Origin of the sequence: Lysinibacillus sp. NPDC048646 (genome assembly GCF_050272295.1) — a bacterium.
Lineage (GTDB): Bacteria > Bacillota > Bacilli > Bacillales_A > Planococcaceae > Lysinibacillus.
Genome location: NZ_JBNNLZ010000012.1, coordinates 64,918 through 88,581, shown reverse-complemented (window position 1 = coordinate 88,581; position 23,664 = coordinate 64,918). Strand labels below are relative to the sequence as shown.

Genomic DNA, 23,664 nt, shown 5'->3' with positions numbered 1-23,664 from the left:
GGATTTATATGTCAATGGATTTTGGGTTGGTAGGAGTAAATTGTAAAAGCTCACAAATAACAGATAATTATAAACTTATTGACCTGGTAACTGCTTATAACCAAATCAGTTTTGATGCATCTCAAGATGAAATGGACGGGGCTGTCCTAGGTGCTGAAATTGCAAACCTTGAATTTGCAATGGACAGGGTGCTTGATGAAGGTGATAGATATATGTTCCTTGTTCTATCTGGAAAACTGAAACTGTTGTTAGCAAAGGCTCGTGAAGCAAATGAAGCGTTTTGAAACACTCCTGAAGCACGCTAAGAATTTTACTGATTTAGACGCTGAAAAAGATGCATGTCATGTCGTTCATATTGATGCTGAAGGAAATTTGTTTATGACGAGTGCAGTTACTGCTGTTCTAGCTAATAATGTGTGCCCAAACGAACCAAATCGCACAATTACGATAAATGGCAAACCTTCAAATGTGCCAGTGTATGAATACTCGAAGTTCTTTAATTTTGAAATTACAGAAACACTCGAATTAGATGTGAAAGAAATGCTGCTCTTAACTCAAGCACTTGAAGCAGTGAAAAAGGTTGAGGGTGCTTCACCTTTAGGGGTATTTCGGTTTGAAACAGAGGGCGACCAATACAAAATCTACTACCAAGGAATTGAGTTTACTAGCACTTATCATCTGATGGGTAAAGGTCCTAACCAAAGCGAAGTTAACATCCATTTTGATGTATCGCTGTTAGCAAAGACGTTCAAGCTTTTGAATGACTTAGGTTTATTGTCTTGTAAAATGCAGTTTACTGACAAGATGCATCCATGTTATTTCAGTTCAAATGATGAGGCAGTAAAGGTTGCTATGATGCCTTGTAGGACTTATTAGATAAAAAATGCGAAGTAAGGGAGCTACTAAAATGAGAAATGTAATTTTTGACGTAACACCAGAAACTGTTCAAAAGGTAGCAGAACAGATTACTGAAAATAATCCTGATAGCATGGCAGTTTTAGCGCCAATGTCTGGTAATTGCTCTGTACATGCACCAAGTAAATCGGGTAAACACAAAGGTTATCATCGAATTAAATTAGAAGTGTGGATACCAGAGGATGCGATAAAAGGTGAAAATGCATTGCATGATTTTGGATTAGTAACTTTGCTACGATTGCCAAAATCCAGAGTGCAACCACATTTAATTCGTAATGAAGATGAATGACCACTGGATAAATTTTGTTCAATACGAAGGGAGAATGAAATGATGGAAAAATGGCAATTAGATGCTCTTAATTTTGAAGTAAAAGCGATTGAAACGTTTTTAGGTTTTAAATTTGAAGGTGAAACAATTGAAGAAAAACAAGAGTTTGTAGCAGCCCATAAAGATAAGCGTACAGAGGTTACAAGTGAATTATTAAGACAAGCCTATGAGGATTATGTTAAAAATCCAACACAATCATAATGAACATTTTGAGTAAAGATTTGAGGTGATAATTTAATGGTTTACTCAATAGTATTTTTCGTCATCATACTATCAATTTTCATCCAAGATTTAGGTCTTATTTATGCGCTGATCGCTTTTTGTGGTTTGGCGGTATATAGCGAATTATTTCGAATTAGAATCGTGTTGCAAAAAAAATCTAACTAAATAATCTGAACAACAATCCTATAACCATAAAGGGGCTGAACCTATGAAACAGATGATAAAAATCATCCGCAAAATTGATATTGAACGTGAGTATCGACACATGTTAGAACTTGAACAAGATTACGAGCTTGCTAGTTTATCTAAAGCACTGAAAGATAGCGATAATGCTGAAATCATTCGCAGTAAAAAGCGACTGTCAGAAATTCATAGTGATCTTGAGGAAATGGCAAATTACAGTTAGAAAGTGGGTGGCTTTATGGATCGCAAAGAGGCTAAAGCCAAACGTAAAAAGCTTGGATTACAAGAACGTAGATTGAAAGAGAAGCATTGTGACGATTGCTCAATGAAAGGTCAAGATGTAACAGCTTGTGAAGGCTGTCCTATTTTTAACAAAATAACTGTGCTTGGTGAAAAGTATATAGCTGTTACACGCCAATACCGTAGAGCTAACAATATTAAAGAGATTGATGATTCCATTATCGCACCAATAGAACCTAGGGTTATAACGGCAATAGGACAGGCTTGGAATGAGTGGAAGCAAACCGCAAAAGAGCATGGTGTAAGTAGAAGTCTTTTTAACACTCGTATGAAGAAGGGCTTGAGCCCTGAAGATGCAGCAACTCATCCTGTACGACAAAGACGATTTACTGATGAACAAATTGCTATTGCGCTGAAGAACGGATTACCGTATGGAACAATCGTCACTCGTCTAAAGAGAGGTTGGTCAGTAGAGGATTCCATAACAGTACCAGCGCAAAGAGCACAGGCAGGAGAGGATATTGCCAATGAAATTAATAACTTTGCATAACCAACGTTTATCGATGCTACGGCAGGTCGATAAGCTGACTGATAGTAAAAGTGAAGACATATTAGCGTACAGTACTATCGGTGATTCGTTAATGGATAATCTGAACCAAATAAGAACATTCCGTGTTGCACCTGTCCAGCCAGAGCCTGTTTACACAGTGAAAAAGCAGTCGGTAAAAATGAGAATTAATGAAAGCGAAGGTGTAATGATGACTAAGCAATTAACGGCAGAAATGTATCATGATTTCAAAGCACAAAGGTTAACAGATAGAGCGATTCGTGAAAAAGTAAAGCTTGATAACAATAAGTTCTATAAATTTAAACAAGATAACGGACTTATTGGCGTTTACGGCAAAGTAGCTGAATCAGAAGACAAGCAAGAAAGTGCTTCAACTTCACAAGAAAAAAGCGTTAAGGTGCCTGCTGTTGATTCCGACCGTATCACAATTCTTGAAAAGGAATTAAATGATTTTAAGGCACAGTTAAAAGATGCTATGACATTCATCGAGTCGTTAAAAACTGAAAATACTTCACTGAATGAACAATTATGGGGCAATCGTCTTCAAGTGTTGTATGCGAAACAGGCTGAGCTTGAAACCTTTATTGCTAACAAACATGGTATTTCAATTCATGACTACCTAGATGAACAACAGCTTGCTATCCTAGTGGAACTTGCTGAATCGGCTAATGAGTGGCAAGGCTTCAAGTATTGGAAGCAGAACAAGAATATAGATCGCGAGAAGTTACTTGAGGAAACAGTCGATGTACTACATTTAATCTTAGCTCGCGGGATTGTTCTTGGTTGGCAGGCTGCAACTGTTAAAGCGATGAAGAATCAATCCATTACAGGTCAATACAAAGCACTTATGCAGTCTATTGTAACTGATGAAGAAAGCAAAATTACGTACGCTATAGCAGTTAACTTGTATATTGGATTAGTTGAAATGCTTGGCTTCACATGGCAAGAAGTTGAAACAGCTTATGCCAAAAAACATCAAGAGAACATTGATAGACAAAACAACGATTACTAGTTTTGATAGGATGATTTCGTAAACCGTTGGTTGATAAAAAGGGGCTGAAGCCATGCACCAAAAAGAATATGACAACCTGTTACTTGATGTAAAACGGCTTCGAGAAAAACTTGTACAAATGGATGCTGAACTACGACATTACCGTACTCGTACTTACAAGGGGTGCGGTAATGAGGGCATAGAAGCTTATGAGGAGTTTAAACGTCGCGAAAAACTACGCGCTGAGGTCCGAAATGAGCTTAAACATAAGAACGTACGTATCTCAGAGCTTCAAAGACTGATAAACCAAAAACGCCAAAAGAAAAATGAAAGACGTTCAAATCTGTTTCTACAACGATTTAAAGACAACACAAGATTGGTCATTAGTGATGATCAATACGAGCTTATTTTGAAAATGACAATGGATGGTGAAAACCAATGCTTGAACAAATGAAAACGTGGCTGTCGGATAAGTTGAAGCCCAACACAAAACAATCGGCAACAGCGGTAGCAGAGCATTATACAACTGATTATTTCCGAGAGCTTATTCAATCTCAGACGCATCAGATTGTACAGTTGGAGGCAAAGGTTGCTGCTTTTGAAGCACAGCAATCAAACGATATTCTATCAGAGGTTCAGTCAATCTTCATGAAGCAGACGGAAAAAGGGATCCGCAAGTATGGTGAAACTGTACGAGTCAATAATCTTTCACAAGTGGAATGGTGCCAGCATGCTTTAGAGGAACACGCTGATAGCATGGTTTACTTAATGGCTTTGAAAAAGTCTTTAGAGGAGAGTGAAGCTAATGGACTTGAAACAAGCTGAAGCTGTAATTGAAGGTCACGAAAATGGAGATTCCGTGTACGAACAAGAGTACATTGACGCTTTGGAAGTAATAAAAGATTACATGGCTAAACAGGTTTCACATTGGAAGACAGAAGCCCTGTCGGCTCGTACAGCATTGAAATATGCACAAATGTATAGTCGTACGAGCTTTCAGGACTGGAAAAAAGCTTGATAAATAGCACTAAATCGAATAACAAATATATTAATTAAAATTAAATTGTAGTTCTTCCAATATGAAGTTTTCTCTTCTGAAGTCTAAACTAGCCATTAATAAAAAGGCTCTTAAATAATAAGCAAATACATCTCGTTCGTTGGGTGTAACTTTGATATTAATTTCTTCAGTAGCATCTGAAAACGTAATATTTATTGAAATATTTGGAGTTTCTTCAAAATTATATTTAAATGTCAGGGAGTCAAAAGAGTTATCAGTTGAAACTAGCCAAAGTTTGTTGTGTCCAGTTATATTGGCAGTTGCCGATTCTATTACTGAAATACTTGCTGAAACTAAATCATAATAAGACTCTAAATCTTGAATAATGGGCACTTTATATTCATGCTCCATTCTATTTCTAAGTTGGTTTAACCTAGACATTGATCTAGATTCGATAATTCCTGAGTTCCTTAGGAAATCTAATTTATGATTAAACCTCAAATTATTACTTTTTGAAAAATTGAATAGATTTATCTGATATAAAAATAAATCAAATTGGCAATCTAAAGCTCTTTTCAGGTGAGAGACACAATTTATTATATGGATAGAATTGTTTATATCATGTGAAGTTATACTATTTAATTCTATTCTTGCAAATCTTAAAAAGTCACGAGGAAATATTTCGAAATTAGGAAACTCAACCCCTATGCCACCTGAACCATCATATTGGATATTATGAAAGTTAGATGTTAGAAAATCTCTTAATATTTTAATTTTGTCCATTTATTGATAATACTCCTTTAATTAAGGTAACTGGCCAATTCTTTAGACTATAGAATTGAAAGAAAGCGATGAGAGAGTTATTAACAAACTTTACTAAATTTGTTTTTACAATCGTATTATTTTAATATTGTTGCTGCTATTGAATTTAAACTTGTTTTTAGCTCTTTGGTTTTAGCTTCCTTTTCTAACATAACAAGTTTTTCATCAAGAATTAGCTCGATAGCATACTTCGTAATTTCGAAATATTCTTTACATTCATCTTCGCTTAATTCATGGATACCTTTACTCAGTATTCCATATAATTGAGGAGTTTCAATTAGTATGCTCGGCAATTTATGCTTTAACTCTTTAATCTTTTCTTTCATTCGTAAGTTACTGAAATCTTTAACATCCCAGTCATCATCATTTTGGGCTTCTAGGTGTTTTTCTTCAATTAAGTCTTCAAAGATTCTACGTAAATAAACGTAGGACCCAGCTCCGATACCGTGAGAACGAAGCCCAATTGCTGTATTAAGGTTAGTGTAGTCTTTCTTCAATAGCTTTTTATATCTTTCTATATCATTTTTTTCCAAAGCAGCAACTGCAGGAAATTGTCCGATTTTAAAAACACTAGTTTCATTAAATTTTAATGTGAAAACGTAACTGTGTTTGATATCCCTGCTACAGCTAAAATAAAAATTATAAACATTTCCATCAAGGTAATTATTTTCTATAAATGATTCGTGATAAGGTATTACAAATTGATAGCTATCTATTGCAGTGGGCTTATTAGTCATATGAAAAGTTGAATCTTTCTTACAATGAATACAGTGCATATCAACATTTGTTTCTAATTTATTTTGTAAGAAAATTAATAATTCTTCGTTAGTATCATTTTTAAATGAGACCTCTTCATATAGCCCTGTTTTTGTTATTAAGTCTTCAAAAGTATGAGTTTCCATTGAGTTACCACCTTATTTGAAATAATAGTTATATTATACTAACTGTTTCCAAATAAGGCACTATTAATTTTAAGAAAGGGTTGAACCTCATGCAAGAGCCAGTAGACAACGAGAAAAAAAGAATAAACATACAACATGATGGGTTAGTTACAATCGCAACGGCAACTAGCCGTAGAAGTACAGCATGGAAAAACAATGACATGTCGTACAGTGACTTCCTGAAAAAGCTGTCTACGACTGTAAGAACAAAAGAATCGCTAGCTGAGTATATGAAGCTCTCAAAGGATGAACAAGGCTCTATTAAAGATGTCGGCGGATTCGTGGCTGGTAGCTTAAAAGGTGGTAGACGTAAGGCTGATACCGTGGCTTGGCGTCAACTCATTACATTAGATGCTGACTTCATCCAAGGCGACTTCTGGGACGGTGTGACAGCCTTTTTCGATAATGCCTGTGCAATTTATAGCACGCACAAGCACATGTCTAATAAGCCTCGTATCCGTTTAATTATTCCACTGTCACGTCCAGTGTCAGCTGAGGAATATGTAGCAGTAAGTAAGAAGTTGGCTGAGCAATTTGGTATCGATTATTTCGATGATACAACCTATCAACCACATCGTCTGATGTACTGGCCGTCTACTGCAAATGATGCTGAGTACGTGTTTGATTATCAAGATGCACAGTGGTTAGACCCGGCTGAGATTCTAAAGCTTTATAAAGACTGGCGTGATCCTAACGAGTGGCCTGAGTCCAGTCGTCAACGCGAAAGCCGAAAGAAAATGGCGGACAAGCAAGGTGATCCATTAACAAAGCATGGTATGGTGGGAGCGTTTTGTCGGACCTATTCAATTACCGAAGCCATTGAGACATTCCTGTCTGATGTTTACACAGATGCAGGGGATGGACGCTATACGTTTAATGGGGGTTCAACTACTGGTGGCTTAGTCTTGTATGATGATGTATTTGCCTATAGTCACCATGGCACAGATCCAGTCAGTGAACAGCTTGTAAACGCCTATGATTTGGTACGGTTGCATCTATTTAATGATTTAGATGAGGATGCCAAAGAAGGTACGCCAGTCAATCGTTTACCTTCAGCAAAAGCCATGAATGATAAAGTACGTGCGCTTGATAGTGTGAAAGTGATGCTTGCAGATGAACGGATTAAAAGCGCTGCTGAAGACTTTGACCTTGAAGATGATGTATCGGATAGAGAAGAAAAGTCACAAGATGACGGATTATGGAAAGCTAAATTCGATATTAATAAAGCTGGTGAGCTTGAAGTTACAGCAAAGAATCTCAAGCTGATTTTAGAAAATGACCCGCACTTAAAAGGTTGTTTTGCTTTCAATGAGTTTAGTAGACAACCTGAAGTTCTAAGAGACTTGCCATGGCGTAAGAAAGATAAAGGTGTCGGCTGGTCCAATGGTGATGATGAGGATTTACGCAACTATTTAGATATGGTGTGGTCGATTACAGGGAGTTCTAAAGTTGCGGATGCACTTGGCGGCGTGCAGCGTTCGAATACGTTCCATCCTGTGCGTGACTATTTAAATAGTCTAGAGTGGGACGGCGTAAACCGTACGGATACTCTACTTATCGATTTCTTAGGGGCTAGTGATACGGAGTACGTTCGAACAGTGACTCGCATGACGATGGTTGCAGCAGTTGCACGCATCTACGAGCCTGGTTGCAAGTATGATTTCATGCTGACACTTGTGGGTCCCCAGGGTCTTGGTAAATCCATGCTGTTTAACATGTTAGGTCGCAATTGGTTTAGCGACAGCTTGACATCTATTCATGGTAAAGAAGCCTATGAGAGTTTGCACGGAGTGTGGATTATGGAAATGGGAGAGCTTGCTGCAACTAAGAAAAGTGAAGTCGAAACAATTAAACAATTCTTGTCTAAACAAGTGGACCGTTACCGGGTTGCTTATGGTAAACGACCTGAAGAGTTTCCACGCCAATGCATCTTTATTGGTACGACGAATGAGCATGAGTTTCTTCGTGATCGCACAGGAAACCGTAGATTTTTACCTATAGAAGTACAAACAAATAGTAAGCGTAAGTGGAAAGAACTTGATAGTGAGAAGGGACTCCTTGAAATCGATCAGTTATGGGCAGAGGCAGTACATCTGTATAGAAGTGGTTCGCCTTTATACTTGGATGAGGCGATGGCGTCCGAGGCACTTAATATGCAGTTAGCCCATACAGTAGAGTCGACGTATGCAGGACAAATTCTGAGTTTCTTAGAAAAACCAATTACATCAGATTGGTATAAAAAGTCGATTAACGACCGCAAATTAGCCATGCGTGAAAATGAATTTGCTGACGATTTTACAGAGGAAGAGGAGGAGCTTCTAGAAGAAAATGAAGCACTAGAAACGCAAAAATCAGATGTGAAATTACGTGAAAAAGTATGTGCATTAGAAATTTGGTGTGAGTGTTTAGGGAAGGATAGAGGGTCATTTCCTATGCATGAAAGTCGGGAAATAAATTCGATTTTGGCGACCTTACCAGGTTGGAAACCTCATAAATCTACACTAAAATTTGGTGCAGATTACGGCACACAGAGAGCATTTATACGGACAGAAAAGTAACAATTCTTACAGAATGTAGGGTAAACAAACTCTAAAATTAACGGCAACAAAGTCAGAAAACGGCAACAAATCACAATGCACTAGTTCGTTAAAGTGAGTAAACAAAGACAACAAGGGTAAACAGTCTTTGTTGCCGATTCTTGAAGCCGAAAACCCTTGGGGTTACTGGATTTATATACTAAGGTAAACAAAGTAAACAAATAATATCTATTGAGATGTATTTTATATATTAGGTATATAGTATAGGTAATATATGTAAATAGCATATACCTAATACGCCTAATTCAATAATACTCTATATACGTATGTGTAATTGTTGCCTTGTTTACCTTTCAGCTTGGAGGTAAAAATCAGATATGAGAGAATCGCAAATTGAAAATTATTTGAAACGAGAAATTGAAAAACTCGGAGGACTTTGTCTTAAATTCGTCAGTCCGGGAAATAAAGGTGTGCCTGATCGAATCATTATCTTGCCAAACGGCCAAGTGATTTTTGCAGAATTAAAAAATGAAACAGGAAAGCTTTCAGCACTACAAGTTAAAATGCAAGAAACATTAAAGCAGTTAAATTGCAGAGCTTTGGTGTTGACTTGTAAACCGTCGGTTGATAAACTAATAGTCGAATTGAGGGATGAACTATGACGAACTTCATTCCACACGCATACCAAAAGGTTGCAATTGAGCGCATTATTGAAAACCCAGCATATGCCTTACTACTGGATATGGGATTGGGTAAAACAGTATCAACGTTAACAGCGGTTGATGAATTGAAAAATGACTACTTTGATGTCGAGAAGGTGTTAGTCATTGCACCTAAACGTGTTGCAGAAGATACATGGACACGTGAGGTTGCCAAATGGGAGCACCTGAGACATTTAAAAATAAGCAAGGTTCTTGGAAACGAGCAACAAAGACGAAAAGCCCTTCAAAAACAAGCCGACATCTACGTGATTAATCGTGAGAATGTAGAGTGGCTTGTATCTTACTACGAAAACGGCAAGACTTGGCCTTTTGACATGATGGTCATCGATGAGTTATCGAGCTTCAAGAATCCCAGTTCGAAAAGATTCAAGGCACTACGAAAAGTGCGTACACGTACAAAACGAGTGGTGGGTTTAACTGGTACACCAGCACCAAATAGCTTGATAGACTTATGGTCACAAATCTATCTAATCGACATGGGCGAACGATTGGAAAAGACGTTTACGGCATATAAGCGAAATTATTTTATTCAGGATCCATATCGTATATATCACACGGAATTACGTGAAGGTGCTGAACAGCAAATCTACAGCAAGATTGATGATGTCTGTCTGTCCATGAAAGCAAAAGACTACTTGAAAGACTTACCTGCTGCGGTCATGAATGTGGTTGAACTTGACTTAGCGCCAAAGGAAAGAGAACTCTACAATCAGCTAGAAAAAGATTCACTACTGCTATTTGCAGATGGTGATATTGTTGCAACGACAGCTGCTGTTTTAAGTAACAAACTATTACAACTATCCAGTGGTGCAGCATACAACGATAACGATGGTGTGCAGATTATTCATAGTGTAAAACTGGATGCGTTAGAGGAAATCGTTGAAGGCGCGCAAGGTAAGCCTGTATTAGTTTTTTATAACTACAAGCATGATGTAGAACGCATAAAGAAGAAGTTTAAACAAGCAAGGGAGTTAGTAGATTCTAGCACAATCGAGAAATGGAACAATAGAGAAATTGAATTACTTTTAGCGCACCCTGCATCAGCCGGGCATGGTTTGAATATGCAAGACGGTGGTCACACCATCGTATGGTATGGACTAAATTGGTCACTAGAGTTGTACATGCAAGCTAATGCAAGGCTTCACCGTCAAGGCCAGAAAGAAACAGTCGTAATACACCACTTAGTGTTAAAAGACAGCATCGATGAACGAGTGATGTCTGTTCTGCAAGGTAAAGAACAGCAACAGGAAGCACTGATGGAAGCCGTTAAAGCCCGTATGAGCGAGGTGTTAGGCTTTGATTGATTTAATACTTGAATATAAACGTGGCAAGAAAGAATTAACTAAACTTAAATTTGACGATGAACAAAAACAGAAGCTTGTGAATGAGATGATTGCTGACATGGATTTTGCAATTGAGTGGATGCGGATAGGAAAACGACCTAATTTCCAAAGCAAAGCCATTGAGCAGAAATCTGCCTATGAACGTAGACAGTTAATTAATATGGATTTATTCCCATGCTTAGAAATAGTACCTGAACGCACAATTAGTGAATACCGGAAAAAAGCAGTTATGCAAGTATTAATGGCCTTATCCGAACGTCAAATGAATTGTTTTTTGCTTCACACTGCACATATGAGGAGTATGGATGAGATAGCATTTGAGTTAGGAATTAAGAAAGCAACGGTTCAAAAACATATTGAACTTGCAAGATTGAAAATCGATGAAATAGCAAAAAGTATAGCAATCTAAAGTAAACGGTTATAAATCTTGATACTTGAAAGCATCATACGATAATCATACGCACCCCCTGTATTAGTGAAGGGGTATAATATCGACGAAATGATGAACGCCCTACACATAAGCCATTCACGCATAAAGCGTGGGTGGTTTTTTCGCTAAAAGGAATACATAAAAAATCCTAATCAGGAATGGAAGTGAGTTGTTTATGATATGACAAATTGGGACGTTATTCGAAACGAATGGGAAACTTCAAGAATCACATTAATTGAGCTAGCAGAAAAGCACAGTGTAAAAGAAGGCACACTTAAAAGCAGGAAGAGTCGAGAAGGGTGGAAAAAGGTTGCAACTAAAAAAGATGCATCCAAAACGAAAAAGATGCAACCATCTAAAAAAAATGCTACTTCTAATGCACCGAGAAAGCGAAGTGGCAACCCGAATCCACAGAATCAATTTTCCAGTCGGAACAACCCTAAACTAGATCACGGACTGTTTGCAAAGTATCTTCCTGACGAAACGCAGGAAATCATCGAAGCAATGAATGCAAAGTCTGCTGCTGACTTAATGTGGGATCAAATCACGATTCAATACGCTGCAATCTTACGAGCTCAGAAAATCATGCATGTTGAATCAAAAGACGAAATGATTAAAGAGCTCAAACGAGAGAAGCTGCAAGGTGGTAAAAATCCATCACAAGAAACTGAGTACGAGTTTCAATTTGCTTGGGAAAGACAGGCACAACTGCTTACAGCTCAATCAAGAGCCATTACTGAACTACGTACCTCCATTAACCATTTTATTAAATTAGCTGATGAAGCTGACGAGCGTCGCCTGAAACTAGAACAGATGCAGTTGTCCATTGACAAGACGAAAGTTGAAATTGAAAAGCTTGGTTCAGATGACGAAACAGGATCGTTCGAAATTAAAATTGTCGGCAAAAAAAGAGAATAATTTTATGCAAGAAATACCGGGAAATAAAAAATAGTAGTTCTTGTAAAGCTTGATAAATCAACAATGTATAAAATAATGCATAATCAATAAAAAGTGGAGTTAGAAGAACGTTGATATAGCAACGTTTGTGAATTGATTTACTTCCGAAAACTGAAATTATGTAAACCCAAAACGAATAATAAATTCATGAAATGTATAAGGAGCTGAGTGAGATATGACTCTTTCAGTCGAGAAAGAAGTGAATCCGCATTTTGAAGATTTCCTTTTCGACTGGCGTTGTAAAACTCAACTCCTTGTCGGTGGATACGGTTCTTCGAAATCTTATCATGTAGCATTAAAAATACTTTTAAAGTTGTTAGAAGAAAAACGTACAGCTCTAGTCGTTCGTGAAGTTTACGATACGCACAGGGACAGTACGTTTTCTTTGTTTACAGAAATCATTGAGGACCTCAGTTTATCTGGAAAGATAAAGACAAGTTCGTCACCAATGACAGTGAAGTTTCCAAACGGATCAAAGATAATTTTCCGAGGCATGGATAAGCCTGAAAAGCTAAAATCCATCAACAACATTTCACTCATCTGGTTAGAGGAATGTAGCGAGATTAAATATGCTGGCTTCAAGGAATTACTTGGTCGTTTACGACACCCAACATTAGAGCTCTTTATAATCCTTTCAACGAATCCAGTTTCAAAAGGAAATTGGGTGTACAAGCATTTCTTTAAAAACGAAATGGAAGAATACTTTGTCTTGGATGATGAGGAACTTTATAAGCAACAAACAATCATTGTAAACAACACTTATTATCATCACTCAACAGCAGACGATAATTTGTTTCTACCAGAGAGCTACATTGAGCAGTTAGATGAGATGGCTTTATACGACCCTGACTTACACAGGATTGCACGTAAAGGGCGCTTCGGGGTGAATGGTATTCTTGTCCTGCCACAATTCGAAACAAAGCCACATGATGAGGTAATGGCTGAGATAGCACTGATTAGAAAGCCATTACGTAAAAACGGGATGGACTTTGGTTTTGTAGATTCCTACAATGCTGTTTTGCGTATGGTTGTTGACCACGAAAATAAATGGCTGTATATCTATTGGGAGTACTACAAGCGTGGTATGACAGATGATAAAACTGCTGATGAACTAGAAGTAGAAGGGTTAAAGAAATCAATTATCAAAGCTGATAACGCTGAACCTAAAACTATCGCTTACTTTAAGCAGCGCGGATTTCGCATGTATTCTTGTAAAAAGCTGACACGACTTGAGAACACAAAAAAGATGAAACGTTTTAAAAAGATCATCTGCTCTGATGCATGCGTGAATACTATTCGAGAATTGAAGGAGCTTACCTTTAAAAAGAATCCCAAAACTGATGAAATTATAGAAGATGAATTCAATATAGATCCGCACACATTCTCTGCAATGTGGTATGGACTTGATGACTATGAAGTGGCTAGCGTGAAAGGTGTCAATTCAAAATAAGGAGGCGTGAGCATGAACGAATACATCACATACATCGACGAAAAAGGCGTTACGCCTCTTCTGCTTGATAAATTAGTTACAGAAACTAAAGCTGAACGAAATAAACGTTTACTCAACTACAATCGGTACAAAGTTGAACTATCTGCAGTACCAATTTTAACACGTAAACCAACTGATTATGCGCAAGGTAATGATCATGTGGTACGAGTTGACGACAAGGTGAATAATACCCTAAACAATCCACTTGATGCTGAAATTGTAGACACAAAAGTTGGCTATATGTTTGGTAATCCAATTTCATATGTGGTAGATAAACAAGCTCATAACCTCTCAAAATTAGCAGAGGTAATTGAGCTTTTTAATTTGCGAAATTCCGTTGATGATCTTGATAGTGAGTCGGGTAAGAAAACAGCTATTTGCGGCTATTCTGCACGGCTGTTGTACATTGACACTGATGGAAATGAACGAGCAATGGTAATTGATCCATGGGAAACAATTATCCTTTCACCTACAGATGTGAGCGAGCCGAAATACGGTTTCCGCTATTTTAAGAGTGCTGAACTGGATGCTGAAGGCGAAAAGGTAGAAATAGAGCAGCTCGTATTTTACGATGCGACAACTGAAAGGCTTTATACTCGCGCTGATAAAGATTCACCATTTGTACTGAAAGATGAGCGTAAGCATTTATTCGACTACTGCCCGTTATTTGGTGTTCCAAATAACGAGGAACTACAGGGTGATGCTGACAAGGTGTATAACCTGATTGATGCTTATGATCGAACGATATCCGATGCCTCCAACGAAATTGAACAGTGGCGCTTAGCTTACATGGTACTAAAAGGTATGGGAATGGATGAAGAAGATGCCCAAAAAGTAGCACGTACTGGTATTTTCGAGCTTATGGGCGAGAATGACGACATTAAATACCTAACCAAAGAAGTTAATGATCAAATGATTGAGAATCATTTAAACCGTCTTGAAGAAAACATCATGCGGTTAGCAAAGAGCGTAAATTTCAGTGACGATTCCTTTGCAGGAAATGCAAGTGGAGTTGCAATGAAGTACAAGCTCATGGCGCTTGAGAACAAATGCAAAACGATGGAACGAAAGTTTATAACTGCATTACGATACCAGTTTAAAGTATTGTGTAGCGCATGGGCCAAGAAGGGTATCTGCCAAAAGGATGATTACTTGAAAGTTTGGTATGAGTTTAAGCGTAACTTACCTGTTGATTTACTATCTGAAGCACAGGCTTCACAAGCAATGAAAGGCCAAGTGTCAGAGCGTACACGTCTTTCTAAGATGTCTATAGTAGATGATGTTGAATATGAACTTGAAGAGATGCAAAAGGACACTAAATTGTATGGTAATGGTTTGGAGCAATTAGACGATGAATAATCTACTTCTCCTACGTTAAATAGTTTCAATTAATAGACAGATAGTGAAGCACAAATATTAATACCTGAGCACTTTTAATATTGTCTGTAAAACTGTGAAGCGATATTGACGATATTAGTTAGTGAGATGTATTGAGATCATATAATTCAGGTGGTGTTGTAATGAGTAAAAGTGTAAAAGTATCGGTAGGTATTGTGCTTGGACTGGGCATTGCATTTTATCTATTAATTTATTTATATGGAGATAGATACAATGATTATAGCCGTGCTGTTGATTCATATGAGGAAAATGATTTACAGAGTGCATATCGATTATTTAAAAGAGCAGATGGTTTATTTAACTCTGAGAAGTACATGAAAGAGATTGAGGAAATCATGTACGCTTATTTGAAAGAACATGAAAATGATGAAAATTATAAACCAGAATTTGATTGGTATCAAATTGAATTGGAAGAAGTACCTAGATTTGCTGAAGAAGCAAAGATTTGGGGGAAGAAATATGATGATTATTTGGAAGATAGACATAAAACTGAATTAGATAGGTACGAATCGTCACCTCCCTATGAAGGTATGTCAGCGAATTATATTTATCAAACTTTATGGGGGGAGCCTCATGTTGTTGATAGGCACCCTATTCATGATGATTTAATAACATATTATTGGTATGGAGATGGACGAGAGGTAAAAGTGGTTACTGTATCGGATGGAAAAGTTATAAAAGTGAATGATTGGTCAGAGTAGAGCGCGAAAACAAACATTGAAAGGTGTTTGTTCTTTTTTTTATTTATTTGTAAAAAGTGTACCGTACAAGATAGTTTGTTTAATTACCGATTTGTCAGGGGTCTGGAGGCGAAGCAAAAGTGAACCAACAAGAAATCAATAATATCCTTGATGAAATGATGATGAAAGCTGAAAAGGATATTGAGGTTGTCTTTGCTAAGCGATTGAAATCCATACTCGACCAAATGCTTCAAATGCATAAGAAGTTTGGCAGAAACGGTGAAGCTTCCTGGACGGATGTAAATAAGTACAACCGTTTCAATCAAGAGATGAAACTGATTGCTGAACAACTAAATGCTGACTACAAGAAAATCATCAAGCTAATACAGGAATCAGAGGAACGACTATATGTAGAGAAATACTTAATGATGGCTTATCTTCTGCAGCAATCTACTGGTGAAGAAATGGGCTTTAAGATTCCATCAGTTGAAACAGTTGAAGAAGCACTTGTTAATCCTGTTGAGTTTTTAACTCTACCTAAGATTTTCGAATCTCATCGGAATGATATTATCAGAAGCTTGAATATTGAGATTGCCCAAAGTTTACAAGCAGGTGAAAGCTACACAGATATGGCCTATCGCATTGAGCAATCAATGGGGTGGACAAAGAAGAAAGCTATTCTTGTTGCTCGTACAGAAGGTGGACGTGTACGTTCTGAGGCTGACTTAGCTGTCGAGGAACAAGCGAGTAAAACTGTTAACCTTACTAAAGTCTGGATGTCATCACTTGATACGAGAGTACGAAAATCTCATAGAAAACTAGACGGGCAGAATGCTGATAAAGATGGCTATTTTCACTATGGGTCATGGAAATCTAAAGCTCCGAGGCTTTGGAGAGTTGCAAGTATGGACATCCAATGTCGTTGTACAGTTCTATATCTTGTTAATGGCAAGCTTCCAGAAGTTCGGCGTGGGCGAGATTATATGGACGATAAGTACCAATCTAAATTAGCTGCACGAATTGAAATGTACATGTCAGATATGGGTTTGACATACAAACAAGCATTTAATAAAGCTTACAAAGAGGTAAATCCACCAAGTGTTACAGTGCCTTTTGTTAGTTATAAGGATTGGAAAAAGAAATTTAGCGGAGAGGGTTGATTGAATGCCTGAACTAAAGCATTTAGCGTTTGCTAAAATTCATGAACGACGATTGGAAATTAAACAAGAAGTGGGTACGGTCACATGGGGGATGATGCAGTTGCCGCTAGTAATGAACTTAACGCACTGATACATCAAGCCTTGGAAGTTGTAAACGTCGAAAGAGATTATAAAGCAGAATTAGAAAAATTACACTTGCGAATAGGTGGTAAAGGTGGGCTAGTCAAAGAAATGGAAGGGCTTAACCCAAAAAAGTTTATTGGTGAGTTAAAGGCATTGAATGGGTTAACTGATGAAAATTTGAAGAAGTATTTAAAGCTCAAGAAGAAAGTGGAAAAACTAGTTAGAAAACAATACCTTGAAACTGTCCCAGTTGAAATTAGAGACGTAATTAAGAAGAAATTTAGTAGAGAGGGTTGATAGATCATGGATGAACTCCAAAAGCTCATATTATTAACAACGGCTTTAGCTGGGATGAACATAGCTGGAATAAAGCCGAAATTGAAAGCTAGTGAGCTAGCATTACTTCAATTTAAAGTAACTAAAAGTATAGAAGAGCATGGTGGAGAAGCAGAAGCTGAAACATTGTTTGAAAATGCTCTAAATGAAGCTGTTCAACAACTTTATAGCGATATTACAAAGGCGTAGTTTATACGGCTTTTTTATTTTGCCTATAAGGTGGTGATTAACATGCTAGGATTCATCGGATTTCTATTTTTAGTCTGCACAGGAGTGATTATAGCACTTATGGTTAACGGAATTATCGTGGCTGGTCGAGGACGTTCATTTTCTTCTGCTGTATTTGATCAAGAAATGTTTGTAGTGCATGAGCCAGTTCTTGCTGATGTGCCTAAACGAGTAATTGCTGACACGCATTGGCACGTAAAAGCGTTTATGAGACCAAGACGAAAAGGTTGAATCTGTTTACGGTGATATACCGAGAAGGGATTGTGATCCTTATGAGAAACATCGTATCTAGCTGCTAGAGCTTATCTAGAAAATAACTTTGAGAGTAGGAAACTGAAATGAATTTTGGTCAAGCAATTGAAGCATTAAAAGAAGGCAAGAAAGTAGCGCGAAAAGGATGGAACGGCAAAGGAATGTACGTTCAACTACACAAAGGAACTGATTTTGAACATGCCATTATCGAACCATTCTTTGTGATAAAAAATGTTAAAAACTCATTCAATACATGGGTTCCTAGTATTAGTGACCTATTAGCAGAAGATTGGGAGGTAGTTCAGTAATGAACATCAGAAATAAATGTTTTAATCCAGATTGCAACAACAAAGCTGAGACGGAATTTTGCTCTGCCTGATTAGCAAATGGTGGTTTAAAACCTAAAGATTTTATCAACCCAGCACTTGAAAATAGCTACTCATACCATCCGCCAAAAGGTGACCAAACTGCAAGATATGAAGCTATTCGGAGCAAGGCAAAAGAATTGGCACACATGATTGATGAGCTATGCCCAAATAGTCGTGAAAAATCAGTGGCTCAAACCAACCTTGAGCAAACAGTTATGTGGGCGAATAAGTCGATTGCATGCAATGAGTAAATGGGCGTAAAGGGCACTTTGAAGTAGGTCCAGACGCATTATTTTGTCTTTCCTCTCGCAGACGTTATAAAGAACGGGAAACTAATACACTTTTGAACGGTTTAGGGGCTTTACGAGGCAACTGAATTGGGCAAGGAGGAAAAATAACATGAGCAAATTCACTATTTTAGACACACCTTTTAAAAGTTACGTAATTTTAGATATTCAGCATTTTGCAGATTCAGAGCCAACGCCTGAACCTACACCGGAACCAGCACCACCAGGAAACGGTCAAGGGGCTTCGTTGACACTTGAATCGGTTCAAGCATTCCTAAATGAAAGCGCAGAAGGTAAAAGTTACTTACAGTCGTTTGCTGATACACGTGTAACTGAAGCGATTAAAACGTATGAAACTAAAACTCTTCCAAAGAAAATCGAAGATGAAATTTCGAAACGTTATCCGCCTGAAAGTGAAGAAGCAAAACAGTTACGTGAATTGAAAACGCAATTTGAGCAGTCACAAAAAGATGCTGGACGTGAAAAGCTTGTGAATCAGGCGTTATCAACTGCAACAGAAAAGAGCTTACCAGTTAAGCTAGTTGACTTCTTTGTAGGGGATGATGCAGATACCACGACAGCTAATTTAGGTGTACTGGAAGCTGAGTTTAATGCTGCAGTGCAAGCAGAAGTAGAGAAACGCTTTAAGGATGGTGGTACGGTTCCACCAAAAGGAAACCCACCAACAGCATTGACGAAAGAGGCTGTTCTGAAAATGACACCTGACGAAATCAATGCGAATTGGGAAGAAATCGTAAAAAATAAACTACTATAATTCCGCACTAGCGGTAAGGAGGAAATACCTTTATGACAATTTCAAATTTTATTCCAACAATCTGGTCAGCCCGTTTACTTGCTAACCTACAAAAATCTTTAGTATTCGGTCAAGCTGGAATTATCAATCGTGATTACGAAGGTGAAATTAAAGCTTACGGTGACACAGTAAAAATCAATGGTATTGGTGCTGTATCAGTAGGTGACTACACTCGAAATGCTGATATGACAGATCCAGAAGAACTATCAGATAACACTCGTAATCTAGTGATTGACCAATCGAAGTTCTTCAACTTCCAAATTGATGACTTAGATAAAATTCAACAAAATCCAAAGCTGATGGATGCAGCTATGAAAGAAGCAGCTTATGCACTTTCAAATGTAGCAGATCAATTCATCGCTTCTCACTATGTTCATGCGGCTAACACAATTGGTACTGATGCAACACCAATCGAAGTAACGAAAGCAAATGCTTATGAGTACCTTGTAGATTTATCTACTAAATTAGACGAATCGAACATCCCAACTCAAGGTCGTTTTGCTGTCTTACCACCATGGTTTGAAGGTTTACTGTTAAAAGATGATCGTTTTGTAGGTTCAGGTGCTTTACCAGCTGACGAGCGATTACTTAACGGTGTAGTAGGTCGTGCTGCAGGCTTCCTCTTAATGAAATCTAATAATGCTCCTTCTGTAGCAACTGGTGCAGGAGTAGTAGCTAACTCTAAAATAATTGCAGGACATAATATGGCGTGGACGTATGCAGAACAAGCAGCACAAGTGGAAGGTTACCGCATGGAGAAACGCTTTGCTGATGCTGTGAAGGGTTTACACCTATACGGTGCAAAAGTTACTCGCCCAGAAGCGTTAGCAGTGCTATCTGCTAAACGTCCATCATAAGGAGGGAATATAAATGTTAGTTAAAAACTTAAAAACTAATGTTGTGTGGGCAGTTACCGAGAGACATGGTGCTGCTCTTTTACGTTCGGAGGAATTTGAGGAAGTACAAGCACCAAATCAGAAAAAACAAGTTGAAGTTGTACCTCTTACTGAGCTCCCAGAGTACGAAAAAATTACAGCTAATCAGATAAAAGATGATTTAACTATTCGTGGAATCGCCTATGCTGAAAAAGCTGAAAAGCAAGAACTATATGCATTACTGAAAGAGGCTTTTGAGAAAGTTGGAGACTAATATGTGGCAACCAACGCAAGAAGATATAGAACAGCTAAAACTCTTAAATGGTGTTAACGGAGCTAAGCATGATGAGTTTTATCGTGCGATGGCTCCTATTCTTTATGATGTGGCAAAAGTTCATTGTAATGGGAAATGGGAACTTGAAAAGGTTCCAAGTGGAGTAATGCTGTTCATCGCTAAAGCTATTCAGTTCAATATGACACCAACAGGGTTGCAAGGGCGTTCAATGGGAACCGTATCCTATTCTTATGACACAGAATTTCCAAAAGCCATTTGGACATATCTTCGCCCGTATAAGAAGGTGAAGTTCCATGCCTTACGATGAATTTCCCCACACAGTCGAAGTAGTCGAGAAAAAGCGAATCTCAGATGGTGCAGGAGGCTTTAAAACAGATTGGAGTCCTATTGATACCATTGAGGCTTTTGTAGACACACCAACATCTAAAGAACGATATTATGCATATCAGACAGATAACCCATTAGAGCGCTATATGTACTATCCATATCGGACTGATTTAACAGCGTTCATGCGATTACGATTTGAAGGTGAAATATATGCCTTTGCTGGGCGTCCAGAAGATCAAGGTGGTATGCATGAAAAAATGCGAGTGGCTTTAAAGTTGGTGACTGAATAATGGCGAGAATAAAATTCGGTGGTCGCGAATTATTACGTGCAGCTAGACGTTTTGAACAGGATTTACTCAATGAAGTATCAGACATTGTGTTTGAAACTGCTAGGCTTATACAAACTCAAGCAAAGGCTCTAGCTCCAGTAGATGACAGTGGTCTTAAAGATTCTATTGAAATGCGTATGGAAGGCAAATATCTAGCCATTGTTACTGTGGGAGTGCATTACGCAATATACGTTGAGTATGGTACCGGCATTTATGCTGAAGGACCAGGAGGAAGTCGAGCAAAGAAGATCCCTTGGTCATACTACAGTGAAAAGTTAGGACGTTGGGTTACAACTAAGGGTATACGTGCACAACCATTCTGGGGTCCGGCTGTTGAAGCTGGTCAAGATTATTTTAAATCAGAAATGAGGCGATTAGGCTTATGACAGATTATTATGCCTTGCCTTACTTTGAGTTACAAAAAGCGATTTATCAAAAGTTAACTGCAAGTGAAGCACTAATAAGTATCACTCGTAAAGGTGATGAGGATTTAGGTGTGTATGATGCAGTAGACGAGAATACACCTTATCCATACGTAACTATCTCAGAACCGTATTCATCACCTAATGACACCAAAACGAGCAATATAGAAAAGATCACTTTTACGATACATGCTTGGTGGAAAGATAAAGATGATTATAGTGGTAAACGTAAGGTTTACGAGATGTTATCAGCTTGTCAGAGAGCTCTAATGACACGTAATTACGTTATTCCAAATGCATCTGTATTAAGTGTTGAAAGACGAGAATCGCGGGTTATAGACGACAATAGCCCTGGTGTAAAGCATGGCATTTTAACAATGCAATATATAATACAAAACATTTAACAGTCCTCAAGGGGGCTGTTTTTAATTTAGGAGTGATAAAATGGCACGTTTAAATGGTAAAGACAGTTTGCTACTAGTACAACCTTCTGATAATGCACTTGGTGCTGCAGGCTTTTTAATCGGTGATCAAACCGAACATACGCATTCATACGAACGTGAATTAACGGATGAACAAACGAAATTCGGACGTATTTTAGGTCCTGGACAGTTATCAGAATCATTAGATGTAACTTTTTACGGTAGCACTGATGATCCAGGACAAAAAGCAGTACTTGATTCAATTCGAAAAGGAACGCAACTAAAAGTATGGGAAGTCGAAAAACTTCTTAATAAAAACGGTAAACATCATTCGTTATTCGCTTACACTTACGTGGAATCACTTGAAAAATCAGCACCTACAGATGGATTTTTAGAAATATCAGCTACTTTACAAGTGTTGAACACATCTAAAGAAGGTGAAATGAATCCTCTACCTGACGATGTGCTGAACTTTGGTGATTACGAGTATGAAAATCCTGGTGAAAAATCAGGTGAATTTAATGGAGAAGAAACTGATATTAACCCACCTACACCAGTGGCAGTTACAGGTGTGTCAGCAAACCCTACGACTTTATCTGTTGCTGAGGGTGATACTGAAAATATTGTCGCGACTGTAGCGCCAGCGAATGCTACGAATAAAGCCATAACATTTAAGTCTAGTGACGAAGCAATTGCTACAGTTAATCCTCAAGGCGTTGTAACTGGTGTTGAAGAAGGTTCAACAACTATTACAGCAACAACAGCAGATGGTGGATTTACAGCCACTACAGCAGTAACTGTAACTCTATAGATAAGAAAGAGGGCTAATCAGCTCTCTTTTTTTAATGAAAACAAACATGAAAAGGATGATTATATATGGCTCAATTAATGATTGGTGAAGACACTCTTACTGCAAAATTCACTTTTGCTTTTAAAAATAAGGCAGATAAAGAATTCAATGAAATAGACGCGAAAGGTAACCGACCAGGTGGGTTTAACCAAATATATCAAGGGATATTGCAATTTGATTTAGATGCATTACGTGCATTTTGGATGTGTGGACTAGCACATATATCTAAACAACCAAATCGAGCTGATATTGAAACGGCGTTGGAAAAACGAATTGAAGAAGATGGGGATGTTGAACCTCTATTCCAAGAGGCATTTCGTGAAATAGATGAATCGGGTTTTTTCAAAAAAGCTGTCAAGACGTTCTGGGAGAACTTAGAACTATTCGAATCAGTAGCATCAGAGGAAGAAAAAGAGCAGGCCAAAGCAGGAATCGAAATGATGAAATCAGCGAGAATCGAATTATTAGGGAACAAACAGATCGAGTTGGAGAAATCCAACAAATCTATCGAGATGCAGCAAGATATCTAAAGGTCTATGATCCCGAGTTAATTCTATCTTGGCGTCCAAGTGAGTTTCGGGCTTTCTTAGAAGGTGCTCAAGATGCTCGTATTGACTATTATCAAACGCTAGCAGACGCAGCTATGTTTAATCGAGTGGCTAGTAATAAAACACGTATCAATCCAAAGCGTGACTTATTTGATGCTGAAAAGATGAGAGAGCCTTTGAAACATAAGGAACTTAGCGCAGAAGTTAAAAAACGACAACATGCAAAAGCAGTTCTAGCACTGAAAAATTGGAAACCATAGGAGGG

At 37.9% G+C, this 23,664-nt stretch carries 37 protein-coding genes; 35 read left to right on the top strand and 2 right to left on the bottom strand.

From position 1 onward, the window contains the following. The first annotated feature begins 8 nt into the window (after window positions 1–8). The 10 genes from ACQKII_RS14180 to ACQKII_RS14135 all read left to right on the top strand — a co-directional run bounded on the left by ACQKII_RS14180 (window position 9) and on the right by ACQKII_RS14135 (window position 4,465). Window positions 9–284: a hypothetical protein gene (locus ACQKII_RS14180; RefSeq protein WP_427460245.1), complete on the top strand. Its 276-nt coding sequence runs from the start codon at window positions 9–11 to the stop codon at window positions 282–284. Beyond that, window positions 271–876 (top strand): hypothetical protein, encoded by a 606-nt coding sequence (locus tag ACQKII_RS14175; protein ID WP_427460243.1) that lies wholly within the window; start codon window positions 271–273, stop codon window positions 874–876. Before ACQKII_RS14180 ends, ACQKII_RS14175 begins: the two co-directional genes overlap by 14 nt. Before the next feature lie 31 nt (window positions 877–907). Next, window positions 908–1,204: a hypothetical protein gene (locus tag ACQKII_RS14170; protein WP_427460241.1), complete on the top strand. Its 297-nt coding sequence runs from the start codon at window positions 908–910 to the stop codon at window positions 1,202–1,204. A gap of 42 nt (window positions 1,205–1,246) precedes the next feature. Further along, window positions 1,247–1,444, top strand: coding sequence for a hypothetical protein (locus ACQKII_RS14165; RefSeq protein ID WP_427460239.1), 198 nt, complete (start codon window positions 1,247–1,249; stop codon window positions 1,442–1,444). A 229-nt stretch (window positions 1,445–1,673) separates the two neighbouring features. Then, window positions 1,674–1,871, top strand: coding sequence for a hypothetical protein (locus ACQKII_RS14160; RefSeq protein ID WP_427460238.1), 198 nt, complete (start codon window positions 1,674–1,676; stop codon window positions 1,869–1,871). Window positions 1,872–1,886: 15 nt separating this feature from the next. Continuing rightward, window positions 1,887–2,438, top strand: coding sequence for a hypothetical protein (locus ACQKII_RS14155; protein ID WP_427460236.1), 552 nt, complete (start codon window positions 1,887–1,889; stop codon window positions 2,436–2,438). Next, on the top strand, window positions 2,416–3,468 hold the full coding sequence (locus tag ACQKII_RS14150; protein ID WP_427460234.1) for a dUTP diphosphatase: 1,053 nt from the start codon (window positions 2,416–2,418) through the stop codon (window positions 3,466–3,468). The genes ACQKII_RS14155 and ACQKII_RS14150 overlap by 23 nt, the downstream gene beginning before the upstream one ends. A gap of 52 nt (window positions 3,469–3,520) precedes the next feature. Then, window positions 3,521–3,901, top strand: a complete 381-nt coding sequence (locus ACQKII_RS14145; RefSeq protein ID WP_427460232.1) for a hypothetical protein — start codon at window positions 3,521–3,523, stop codon at window positions 3,899–3,901. Next, window positions 3,886–4,272, top strand: coding sequence for a hypothetical protein (locus ACQKII_RS14140; protein WP_427460230.1), 387 nt, complete (start codon window positions 3,886–3,888; stop codon window positions 4,270–4,272). Before ACQKII_RS14145 ends, ACQKII_RS14140 begins: the two co-directional genes overlap by 16 nt. Continuing rightward, complete coding sequence (locus tag ACQKII_RS14135; protein ID WP_427460229.1) at window positions 4,253–4,465, top strand: hypothetical protein; 213 nt, start codon at window positions 4,253–4,255, stop codon at window positions 4,463–4,465. Before ACQKII_RS14140 ends, ACQKII_RS14135 begins: the two co-directional genes overlap by 20 nt. 30 nt (window positions 4,466–4,495) lie before the next feature. Here ACQKII_RS14135 and ACQKII_RS14130 read toward each other — a convergent pair whose 3' ends face one another. Together ACQKII_RS14130 and ACQKII_RS14125 are read right to left on the bottom strand one after the other, a co-directional pair. After that, entirely contained in the window at window positions 4,496–5,227 is a 732-nt protein-coding gene (locus ACQKII_RS14130; protein ID WP_427460227.1) for a hypothetical protein, read from the bottom strand. Window positions 5,228–5,343: 116 nt separating this feature from the next. Further along, complete coding sequence (locus ACQKII_RS14125) at window positions 5,344–6,168, bottom strand: hypothetical protein (RefSeq protein WP_427460225.1); 825 nt, start codon at window positions 6,166–6,168, stop codon at window positions 5,344–5,346. 89 nt (window positions 6,169–6,257) lie between these two features. Here ACQKII_RS14125 and ACQKII_RS14120 point away from each other — a divergent pair, with 89 nt between their 5' ends. The 25 genes from ACQKII_RS14120 (at window position 6,258) to ACQKII_RS14000 (ending at window position 23,659) form a co-directional block, all read left to right on the top strand. Further along, the gene (locus ACQKII_RS14120) at window positions 6,258–8,765 is read left to right on the top strand and encodes a VapE domain-containing protein (protein WP_427460223.1); all 2,508 of its coding nucleotides are present in this window, start codon (window positions 6,258–6,260) and stop codon (window positions 8,763–8,765) included. A 356-nt stretch (window positions 8,766–9,121) separates the two neighbouring features. Continuing rightward, window positions 9,122–9,406, top strand: a complete 285-nt coding sequence (locus ACQKII_RS14115) for a VRR-NUC domain-containing protein (RefSeq protein WP_427460221.1) — start codon at window positions 9,122–9,124, stop codon at window positions 9,404–9,406. After that, window positions 9,403–10,770: a DEAD/DEAH box helicase gene (locus ACQKII_RS14110; RefSeq protein ID WP_427460219.1), complete on the top strand. Its 1,368-nt coding sequence runs from the start codon at window positions 9,403–9,405 to the stop codon at window positions 10,768–10,770. Before ACQKII_RS14115 ends, ACQKII_RS14110 begins: the two co-directional genes overlap by 4 nt. After that, complete coding sequence (locus ACQKII_RS14105; protein ID WP_427460217.1) at window positions 10,763–11,218, top strand: sigma factor-like helix-turn-helix DNA-binding protein; 456 nt, start codon at window positions 10,763–10,765, stop codon at window positions 11,216–11,218. The genes ACQKII_RS14110 and ACQKII_RS14105 overlap by 8 nt, the downstream gene beginning before the upstream one ends. 201 nt (window positions 11,219–11,419) lie before the next feature. Next, a complete protein-coding gene (terS, locus tag ACQKII_RS14100) occupies window positions 11,420–12,157 on the top strand; it encodes a phage terminase small subunit (RefSeq protein ID WP_427460215.1) in 738 nt (245 codons plus the stop codon). A 214-nt stretch (window positions 12,158–12,371) separates the two neighbouring features. After that, window positions 12,372–13,646 (top strand): PBSX family phage terminase large subunit, encoded by a 1,275-nt coding sequence (locus tag ACQKII_RS14095; protein WP_427460213.1) that lies wholly within the window; start codon window positions 12,372–12,374, stop codon window positions 13,644–13,646. A 12-nt stretch (window positions 13,647–13,658) separates the two neighbouring features. Continuing rightward, window positions 13,659–15,044 carry a phage portal protein gene (locus ACQKII_RS14090; RefSeq protein WP_427460211.1) on the top strand — a complete coding sequence of 462 codons (1,386 nt, stop codon included), beginning with the start codon at window positions 13,659–13,661 and terminating at the stop codon, window positions 15,042–15,044. A gap of 161 nt (window positions 15,045–15,205) precedes the next feature. Next, the gene (locus tag ACQKII_RS14085) at window positions 15,206–15,784 is read left to right on the top strand and encodes a hypothetical protein (protein WP_427460209.1); all 579 of its coding nucleotides are present in this window, start codon (window positions 15,206–15,208) and stop codon (window positions 15,782–15,784) included. Window positions 15,785–15,903: 119 nt separating this feature from the next. Next, window positions 15,904–16,923 (top strand): phage minor head protein, encoded by a 1,020-nt coding sequence (locus tag ACQKII_RS14080; RefSeq protein WP_427460207.1) that lies wholly within the window; start codon window positions 15,904–15,906, stop codon window positions 16,921–16,923. 4 nt (window positions 16,924–16,927) lie between these two features. Continuing rightward, on the top strand, window positions 16,928–17,053 hold the full coding sequence (locus ACQKII_RS14075; protein WP_427460206.1) for a hypothetical protein: 126 nt from the start codon (window positions 16,928–16,930) through the stop codon (window positions 17,051–17,053). Continuing rightward, window positions 17,008–17,343, top strand: coding sequence for a hypothetical protein (locus ACQKII_RS14070; protein WP_427460204.1), 336 nt, complete (start codon window positions 17,008–17,010; stop codon window positions 17,341–17,343). Before ACQKII_RS14075 ends, ACQKII_RS14070 begins: the two co-directional genes overlap by 46 nt. A 6-nt stretch (window positions 17,344–17,349) precedes the next feature. Next, the gene (locus ACQKII_RS14065) at window positions 17,350–17,571 is read left to right on the top strand and encodes a hypothetical protein (protein WP_427460202.1); all 222 of its coding nucleotides are present in this window, start codon (window positions 17,350–17,352) and stop codon (window positions 17,569–17,571) included. Window positions 17,572–17,613: 42 nt separating this feature from the next. After that, entirely contained in the window at window positions 17,614–17,841 is a 228-nt protein-coding gene (locus ACQKII_RS14060) for a hypothetical protein (protein ID WP_427460200.1), read from the top strand. A gap of 107 nt (window positions 17,842–17,948) precedes the next feature. Continuing rightward, a complete protein-coding gene (locus ACQKII_RS14055) occupies window positions 17,949–18,170 on the top strand; it encodes a DUF2829 domain-containing protein (protein WP_427460198.1) in 222 nt (73 codons plus the stop codon). A gap of 104 nt (window positions 18,171–18,274) precedes the next feature. Continuing rightward, complete coding sequence (locus tag ACQKII_RS14050; RefSeq protein ID WP_427460357.1) at window positions 18,275–18,481, top strand: DUF7681 family protein; 207 nt, start codon at window positions 18,275–18,277, stop codon at window positions 18,479–18,481. A 148-nt stretch (window positions 18,482–18,629) separates the two neighbouring features. Further along, complete coding sequence (locus tag ACQKII_RS14045; RefSeq protein WP_427460196.1) at window positions 18,630–19,292, top strand: DUF4355 domain-containing protein; 663 nt, start codon at window positions 18,630–18,632, stop codon at window positions 19,290–19,292. Window positions 19,293–19,324: 32 nt separating this feature from the next. Further along, complete coding sequence (locus tag ACQKII_RS14040) at window positions 19,325–20,188, top strand: P22 coat protein - protein 5 domain protein (protein WP_427460194.1); 864 nt, start codon at window positions 19,325–19,327, stop codon at window positions 20,186–20,188. 13 nt (window positions 20,189–20,201) lie between these two features. Beyond that, window positions 20,202–20,480 (top strand): hypothetical protein, encoded by a 279-nt coding sequence (locus ACQKII_RS14035; protein WP_427460192.1) that lies wholly within the window; start codon window positions 20,202–20,204, stop codon window positions 20,478–20,480. A gap of 1 nt (window position 20,481) precedes the next feature. Then, the gene (locus tag ACQKII_RS14030; protein WP_427460190.1) at window positions 20,482–20,808 is read left to right on the top strand and encodes a phage head-tail connector protein; all 327 of its coding nucleotides are present in this window, start codon (window positions 20,482–20,484) and stop codon (window positions 20,806–20,808) included. Beyond that, on the top strand, window positions 20,795–21,118 hold the full coding sequence (locus ACQKII_RS14025; protein WP_427460188.1) for a phage head closure protein: 324 nt from the start codon (window positions 20,795–20,797) through the stop codon (window positions 21,116–21,118). The genes ACQKII_RS14030 and ACQKII_RS14025 overlap by 14 nt, the downstream gene beginning before the upstream one ends. Then, window positions 21,118–21,543: an HK97-gp10 family putative phage morphogenesis protein gene (locus tag ACQKII_RS14020; protein ID WP_427460186.1), complete on the top strand. Its 426-nt coding sequence runs from the start codon at window positions 21,118–21,120 to the stop codon at window positions 21,541–21,543. Before ACQKII_RS14025 ends, ACQKII_RS14020 begins: the two co-directional genes overlap by 1 nt. Beyond that, on the top strand, window positions 21,540–21,983 hold the full coding sequence (locus tag ACQKII_RS14015) for a DUF3168 domain-containing protein (RefSeq protein ID WP_427460184.1): 444 nt from the start codon (window positions 21,540–21,542) through the stop codon (window positions 21,981–21,983). The genes ACQKII_RS14020 and ACQKII_RS14015 overlap by 4 nt, the downstream gene beginning before the upstream one ends. Before the next feature lie 40 nt (window positions 21,984–22,023). Next, window positions 22,024–22,812, top strand: a complete 789-nt coding sequence (locus ACQKII_RS14010; protein WP_427460182.1) for a phage major tail protein, TP901-1 family — start codon at window positions 22,024–22,026, stop codon at window positions 22,810–22,812. Window positions 22,813–22,877: 65 nt separating this feature from the next. After that, window positions 22,878–23,381 (top strand): tail assembly chaperone, encoded by a 504-nt coding sequence (locus tag ACQKII_RS14005; RefSeq protein ID WP_427460180.1) that lies wholly within the window; start codon window positions 22,878–22,880, stop codon window positions 23,379–23,381. Window positions 23,382–23,494: 113 nt separating this feature from the next. Further along, on the top strand, window positions 23,495–23,659 hold the full coding sequence (locus tag ACQKII_RS14000) for a hypothetical protein (protein WP_427460178.1): 165 nt from the start codon (window positions 23,495–23,497) through the stop codon (window positions 23,657–23,659). Window positions 23,660–23,664 lie beyond the last annotated feature (5 nt).

Excerpts from the sequence above, each read along its gene's own strand:
- ACQKII_RS14180 (WP_427460245.1), top strand. The coding sequence starts at position 9 with ATGTCAATGGATTTTGGGTTGGTAGGAGTAAATTGTAAAAGCTCACAA.
- ACQKII_RS14175 (WP_427460243.1), top strand. The coding sequence starts at position 271 with ATGAAGCGTTTTGAAACACTCCTGAAGCACGCTAAGAATTTTACTGAT.
- ACQKII_RS14170 (WP_427460241.1), top strand. The coding sequence starts at position 908 with ATGAGAAATGTAATTTTTGACGTAACACCAGAAACTGTTCAAAAGGTA.
- ACQKII_RS14165 (WP_427460239.1), top strand. The coding sequence starts at position 1,247 with ATGGAAAAATGGCAATTAGATGCTCTTAATTTTGAAGTAAAAGCGATT.
- ACQKII_RS14160 (WP_427460238.1), top strand. The coding sequence starts at position 1,674 with ATGAAACAGATGATAAAAATCATCCGCAAAATTGATATTGAACGTGAG.
- ACQKII_RS14155 (WP_427460236.1), top strand. The coding sequence starts at position 1,887 with ATGGATCGCAAAGAGGCTAAAGCCAAACGTAAAAAGCTTGGATTACAA.
- ACQKII_RS14150 (WP_427460234.1), top strand. The coding sequence starts at position 2,416 with ATGAAATTAATAACTTTGCATAACCAACGTTTATCGATGCTACGGCAG.
- ACQKII_RS14145 (WP_427460232.1), top strand. The coding sequence starts at position 3,521 with ATGCACCAAAAAGAATATGACAACCTGTTACTTGATGTAAAACGGCTT.
- ACQKII_RS14140 (WP_427460230.1), top strand. The coding sequence starts at position 3,886 with ATGCTTGAACAAATGAAAACGTGGCTGTCGGATAAGTTGAAGCCCAAC.
- ACQKII_RS14135 (WP_427460229.1), top strand. The coding sequence starts at position 4,253 with ATGGACTTGAAACAAGCTGAAGCTGTAATTGAAGGTCACGAAAATGGA.
- ACQKII_RS14130 (WP_427460227.1), bottom strand. The coding sequence starts at position 5,227 with ATGGACAAAATTAAAATATTAAGAGATTTTCTAACATCTAACTTTCAT.
- ACQKII_RS14125 (WP_427460225.1), bottom strand. The coding sequence starts at position 6,168 with ATGGAAACTCATACTTTTGAAGACTTAATAACAAAAACAGGGCTATAT.
- ACQKII_RS14120 (WP_427460223.1), top strand. The coding sequence starts at position 6,258 with ATGCAAGAGCCAGTAGACAACGAGAAAAAAAGAATAAACATACAACAT.
- ACQKII_RS14115 (WP_427460221.1), top strand. The coding sequence starts at position 9,122 with ATGAGAGAATCGCAAATTGAAAATTATTTGAAACGAGAAATTGAAAAA.
- ACQKII_RS14110 (WP_427460219.1), top strand. The coding sequence starts at position 9,403 with ATGACGAACTTCATTCCACACGCATACCAAAAGGTTGCAATTGAGCGC.
- terS (WP_427460215.1), top strand. The coding sequence starts at position 11,420 with ATGACAAATTGGGACGTTATTCGAAACGAATGGGAAACTTCAAGAATC.
- ACQKII_RS14095 (WP_427460213.1), top strand. The coding sequence starts at position 12,372 with ATGACTCTTTCAGTCGAGAAAGAAGTGAATCCGCATTTTGAAGATTTC.
- ACQKII_RS14090 (WP_427460211.1), top strand. The coding sequence starts at position 13,659 with ATGAACGAATACATCACATACATCGACGAAAAAGGCGTTACGCCTCTT.
- ACQKII_RS14085 (WP_427460209.1), top strand. The coding sequence starts at position 15,206 with ATGAGTAAAAGTGTAAAAGTATCGGTAGGTATTGTGCTTGGACTGGGC.
- ACQKII_RS14075 (WP_427460206.1), top strand. The coding sequence starts at position 16,928 with ATGCCTGAACTAAAGCATTTAGCGTTTGCTAAAATTCATGAACGACGA.
- ACQKII_RS14070 (WP_427460204.1), top strand. The coding sequence starts at position 17,008 with ATGGGGGATGATGCAGTTGCCGCTAGTAATGAACTTAACGCACTGATA.
- ACQKII_RS14065 (WP_427460202.1), top strand. The coding sequence starts at position 17,350 with ATGGATGAACTCCAAAAGCTCATATTATTAACAACGGCTTTAGCTGGG.
- ACQKII_RS14060 (WP_427460200.1), top strand. The coding sequence starts at position 17,614 with ATGCTAGGATTCATCGGATTTCTATTTTTAGTCTGCACAGGAGTGATT.
- ACQKII_RS14055 (WP_427460198.1), top strand. The coding sequence starts at position 17,949 with ATGAATTTTGGTCAAGCAATTGAAGCATTAAAAGAAGGCAAGAAAGTA.
- ACQKII_RS14045 (WP_427460196.1), top strand. The coding sequence starts at position 18,630 with ATGAGCAAATTCACTATTTTAGACACACCTTTTAAAAGTTACGTAATT.
- ACQKII_RS14040 (WP_427460194.1), top strand. The coding sequence starts at position 19,325 with ATGACAATTTCAAATTTTATTCCAACAATCTGGTCAGCCCGTTTACTT.
- ACQKII_RS14035 (WP_427460192.1), top strand. The coding sequence starts at position 20,202 with ATGTTAGTTAAAAACTTAAAAACTAATGTTGTGTGGGCAGTTACCGAG.
- ACQKII_RS14030 (WP_427460190.1), top strand. The coding sequence starts at position 20,482 with ATGTGGCAACCAACGCAAGAAGATATAGAACAGCTAAAACTCTTAAAT.
- ACQKII_RS14025 (WP_427460188.1), top strand. The coding sequence starts at position 20,795 with ATGCCTTACGATGAATTTCCCCACACAGTCGAAGTAGTCGAGAAAAAG.
- ACQKII_RS14020 (WP_427460186.1), top strand. The coding sequence starts at position 21,118 with ATGGCGAGAATAAAATTCGGTGGTCGCGAATTATTACGTGCAGCTAGA.
- ACQKII_RS14015 (WP_427460184.1), top strand. The coding sequence starts at position 21,540 with ATGACAGATTATTATGCCTTGCCTTACTTTGAGTTACAAAAAGCGATT.
- ACQKII_RS14010 (WP_427460182.1), top strand. The coding sequence starts at position 22,024 with ATGGCACGTTTAAATGGTAAAGACAGTTTGCTACTAGTACAACCTTCT.
- ACQKII_RS14005 (WP_427460180.1), top strand. The coding sequence starts at position 22,878 with ATGGCTCAATTAATGATTGGTGAAGACACTCTTACTGCAAAATTCACT.
- ACQKII_RS14000 (WP_427460178.1), top strand. The coding sequence starts at position 23,495 with ATGTTTAATCGAGTGGCTAGTAATAAAACACGTATCAATCCAAAGCGT.